The organism is Quadrisphaera granulorum (assembly GCF_003149145.1).
Lineage (GTDB): Bacteria > Actinomycetota > Actinomycetes > Actinomycetales > Quadrisphaeraceae > Quadrisphaera > Quadrisphaera granulorum.
In genome coordinates this window covers 1-3,755 of record NZ_QGDQ01000061.1, presented here as the reverse complement: position 1 = coordinate 3,755, position 3,755 = coordinate 1, and the positions used below count along the sequence as shown (strand labels likewise).

At 71.2% G+C, this 3,755-nt stretch carries 5 protein-coding genes; 3 read left to right on the top strand and 2 right to left on the bottom strand.

Going from position 1 to position 3,755, the window contains the following annotated elements:
* Positions 1 to 191: hypothetical protein (locus BXY45_RS23985; RefSeq protein WP_211319867.1), on the bottom strand; the 191-nt coding region annotated here is incomplete at its 3' end.
* Between the two features lie 5 nt (positions 192 to 196).
* Here BXY45_RS23985 and BXY45_RS22575 point away from each other — a divergent pair.
* Entirely contained in the window at positions 197 to 871 is a 675-nt protein-coding gene (locus BXY45_RS22575) for a hypothetical protein (RefSeq protein ID WP_211319866.1), read from the top strand.
* 105 nt (positions 872 to 976) lie between these two features.
* Here the strand turns inward: BXY45_RS22575 and BXY45_RS24930 are convergent, their stop codons facing one another.
* Positions 977 to 1,165 carry a glycine zipper domain-containing protein gene (locus BXY45_RS24930; RefSeq protein WP_425468349.1) on the bottom strand — a complete coding sequence of 63 codons (189 nt, stop codon included), beginning with the start codon at positions 1,163 to 1,165 and terminating at the stop codon, positions 977 to 979.
* Positions 1,166 to 1,272: 107 nt separating this feature from the next.
* Here BXY45_RS24930 and BXY45_RS22565 point away from each other — a divergent pair, with 107 nt between their 5' ends.
* Positions 1,273 to 2,793, top strand: a complete 1,521-nt coding sequence (locus BXY45_RS22565) for a DDE-type integrase/transposase/recombinase (RefSeq protein WP_342799603.1) — start codon at positions 1,273 to 1,275, stop codon at positions 2,791 to 2,793.
* Positions 2,794 to 2,831: 38 nt separating this feature from the next.
* The gene (locus tag BXY45_RS22560) at positions 2,832 to 3,605 is read left to right on the top strand and encodes an AAA family ATPase (protein WP_109776784.1); all 774 of its coding nucleotides are present in this window, start codon (positions 2,832 to 2,834) and stop codon (positions 3,603 to 3,605) included.
* Positions 3,606 to 3,755 lie beyond the last annotated feature (150 nt).

Below are 3,755 nucleotides of genomic sequence, written 5' to 3'. Positions count from 1 at the left end.
TGTTGAACGTCGCTGAGAAAGTCGACGGATCGGGCGGGCGGCGTCACTGAGGATGCCGACGTCGCGGTGAGCCACGGGTACGTCAGGGTGCCGACGGGCGCCGTCACGATGACGACGCCGCAGACATAGCAACGGCCCCCCTCGTTCACTTCGCGGGTGCAAGGGGGGCCGTGCTCGGCGCTCGGAGGCACCGTTGATGACCGTAGAGCTCGACCCCGCCCACGTCGAGGCACGCCTAGCCGCCGGGGCTTTGACGTGCCCGGCGTGCACCGCCGTGTTGGGTGGTTGGGGCTGGGCCCGGCCCCGGATGATCCGCAACGGAGACCGCCGGGTCCGCCTGGCCCCACGCCGGGCCCGCTGCACAGGCTGCGCCGTCACCCACGTGCTGCTGCCGGTGATCGCCCTGGTCCGCCGCGCTGATGCCGCGGTGGTGATCGGGTGGGCGTTGACTGCTCGGGCTGCAGGTCGGGGGCACCGTTGGATCGCTGATCGGCTCGGGGTGCCGGCGGGCACGGTGCGGGGTTGGCTACGCCGTTTCGGTGCCCGGCTGGCGGGGGTGGAGGCGTTCTTCACCGCCGCCGGGATCGGCATCGCTGTTGACCCGGTGCTGCCCGGCACTGGCGGGTCGGGGTGGGCGGACGCGGTGGGAGCGCTGCTGTGGTTCGCGGGTCTGGCCGCGGCCGGCTTCACCCCCGCTCCTGTGCGTGCCCCTGCCGCGGATCATGACGGGGCTGTGCCCGCTGACCTGCATGAGGCGGACCCCGCGAGTCGGGCCTGGGTGTGGGCGGCCATCAGCGCGGCCTGTCACGGTCAGCTGCTGAGTCCGGCCTGGCCCTCCACATCGGGCTCGTTGGGCTCGTCGACCTCGTGACGTCCCGAGCGCCGTTGGGTCCGCAGATGTGGATCAACACGAGTTGCCTCTGATGCCGGCGGGGCGCGGCCTGGTCAGGTCGACGTTGACGCGTCACTCGACGTGTCAACGAACGCGTCGCAGCACTGGCTGGCCCCCTCCTCCTGGGTGCTGCGCGTACCGGCCAGGAGGAACCCGTGACAGCTGCGCCCCCACCACAGCTCCCGCCGTCGACCCCACCGTCGACCCCACCGTCGACCCCACCGTCGACCCCGCCGTCGACCCCACCGTCGACCCCGCCGTCGACCCCGTCATCGGACCAGCCGTCGGGGCGGGCGGGTAGGAGCCCTCGGCGACGGTTGCCGGCCCCGGGCGCAGCCGGGGCGGCGATCAACGCCCGCGACACCGCCCAGAAGATCGCGATGTTCCGTTACCTGCTGATCCGCGACGCCGCCGGCTCCTCCTTGACGCCTGGTCAGCGGGGCGCTGCGGTGCGGGCACTGGCCGCGCGTACCCATACCGATCCGTTCGGCAACCAGGTCACCTACTGCCGCGACCACATCGACCGCTGGATCCGCGCCTGGCGCCAAGGCGGCTTCGATGCCCTCCTGCCCGCCGCGCGCACCCCGTATCTGCGCACTGACGCCGACGTACTGGCCACCGCGGTCGCCTTGAAGCGTGAGCAGCCCGGGCGCACCACCGCCCAAGTGCAAAGGATCCTGGTTCAACTGGACGGGTGGGCACCCTCGGCGTCCACGTTGCAGCGTCACTTCCGCCGCGTCGGGCTGGCCGGGCCCCACGCCAGCGTCGCTGGCGCAGGGCAGCAGCCGCAGGTGTTCGGGCGGTTCGAAGCGAGGCGGCCGAACGAGTTGTGGACCGGTGACGCCCTGCACGGCCCGAAGATCGCCGGACGCAAGACGTACCTGTTCGCGTTCATCGACGACCACACCCGCCTGATCACCGGGGCCCGGTGGGGTCTGGCCGAAGACACCGTGCGCCTGGCCGCAGCGCTACGCCCAGCCCTGGCATCCCGTGGAGTGCCGGGCGGGATCTACGTGGACAACGGCTCAGCGTTCGTGGACTCCTGGCTGCTGGCCGCCTGCGCGAAGCTGGGGATCCGCCTGACCCACTCCACCCCCGGACGCCCCCAAGGCAGAGGCAAGATCGAACGGTTCTTCCGGACCGTGAACGAGCAGTTCCTCATCGAAGTCGCCCCCACCATCACCGCCCACCACGCCCAGGACGTCCCCGAGGACGCCATCCGCGTCGCGGAGTCGATCACCGGGCCGGGGGTCGCGGTCGCTGACGGGCTGGCGGCGTTGAACGCCGCGTTCACCGCCTGGGTCGAGCAGGTCTACCACCGCAGGCTGCACACCAGCACCGGCCAGGCGCCGCTGCAGCGCTGGGCGACAGGGTGGGCCGCCGATCCCGGCCGCCAGCCCCAGATGCCGTCGGCGGCGGCACTGAGCGAGGCGTTCAAGTGGCGCGACCACCGCCGGGTGACCAAGACCGCCACGATCACCGTGCACGGCAACACCTACGCCGTTGACCCCTCCTTGGCCGGGCTGCGCATCGAGGTGGCCTTTGACCCCTTCGACCTGACCGTGGTGGAGGTCTCCTATAACGGCACCGCGATGGGCACCGCCATCCCCACCGTGATCCGTCGCCACGCCCACCCCAAAGCCCGCCCCGAACTACCCCCGCCGTCCCCGCCGGCGCCGACCGGCATCGACTACCTGGCGTTGGTCAACACCGCCCACCAGCAAGCGACCCGCACCACGATCAACTACGAGGCGATGGCAGGACTCACCGACCCCGACGACGGCCAGGACGGCATCGACGGCATCGACGGCATCGACGGCATCGTGACGCTGCCGCTGTTCCCCGCATCGGCAGCACCGCCAGCACCGGCGGCCACTGGTGAGCAGGAGGCCCGGGCGTGAGCATCGAACGACTCCAAGCCCACTACGGCTTCACCCGCATGCCGTTCGGGCGTGATCTGGCCCCCGGGATGCTGCACCGCCACCACTCCCACGGCGAGGCTGCCGCCCGCATCACCTGGGTCATCCAGCAACGCGCCCTAGGGATCATCACCGGGGAGGTCGGCGCGGGTAAGACCGTCGCCGTGCGCGCGGCGCTGGCCGGGTTGGACCCCGCCCGCCACACCCTGATCTACCTACCCAACCCCGCCGTCGGGGTCCGCGGGCTGCACGCCCACATCGTCACCGCACTCGGAGGGCACCCGGCGTATCAGACCGCGGCGCTGCTGGCTCAGACCGCCGACGCCCTGGCCGCTGAAGCCGACGAACGCGGCCGCACGGCGGTGCTGGTCATCGACGAAGCGCATCTGCTGGAGCCCGCCCAGCTGGAAGCACTACGGATGTTGACGAACCACGACATGGACTCCACCAGCCCGTTCGCGGCGCTGCTGGTCGGCCAGCCGACCCTGCGCAGGATGATCAAGCATGGGGTGCTGGCGGCGTTGGACCAGCGGGTCGCGCTGAAGTACGCGATGCCGGGCATGACCGCTGCCGAGACGGCCTCGTACCTGAAGCACCACGTCACGTTGGCCGGACGCAGCGACACCCTGTTCAGCGACGACGCCGCCGCGTTGATCCACACCTCGAGTCGGGGGTACCCCCGGGCGGTGAACAACCTGGCGGTGACGGCGTTGACTGCGACGTTCGGCGCGGGCAAGGCGATCGTGGATGAAAGCGCAGCGCGTGCTGCGGTGGCGGAGGTCACCGCCGACTGAGCGCAACCAAGGCCGGGTGCGTCACCACGTCGAACGTGACCGTCACCACGTCGAGCAAGGGCCCCACCGCAGTCGCGGTGGGGCCCTTCTGGCGTCGATGGTCGACATCGGCGGTGACGCCAACATCGACATCAGAAGCGACGCGCAACA

Excerpts from the sequence above, each read along its gene's own strand:
- BXY45_RS24930 (WP_425468349.1), bottom strand. The coding sequence starts at position 1,165 with ATGACGGGGTCGACGGCGGGGTCGACGGTGGGGTCGACGGCGGGGTCG.
- BXY45_RS22560 (WP_109776784.1), top strand. The coding sequence starts at position 2,832 with ATGCCGTTCGGGCGTGATCTGGCCCCCGGGATGCTGCACCGCCACCAC.
- BXY45_RS22565 (WP_342799603.1), top strand. The coding sequence starts at position 1,273 with ATGTTCCGTTACCTGCTGATCCGCGACGCCGCCGGCTCCTCCTTGACG.
- BXY45_RS22575 (WP_211319866.1), top strand. The coding sequence starts at position 197 with ATGACCGTAGAGCTCGACCCCGCCCACGTCGAGGCACGCCTAGCCGCC.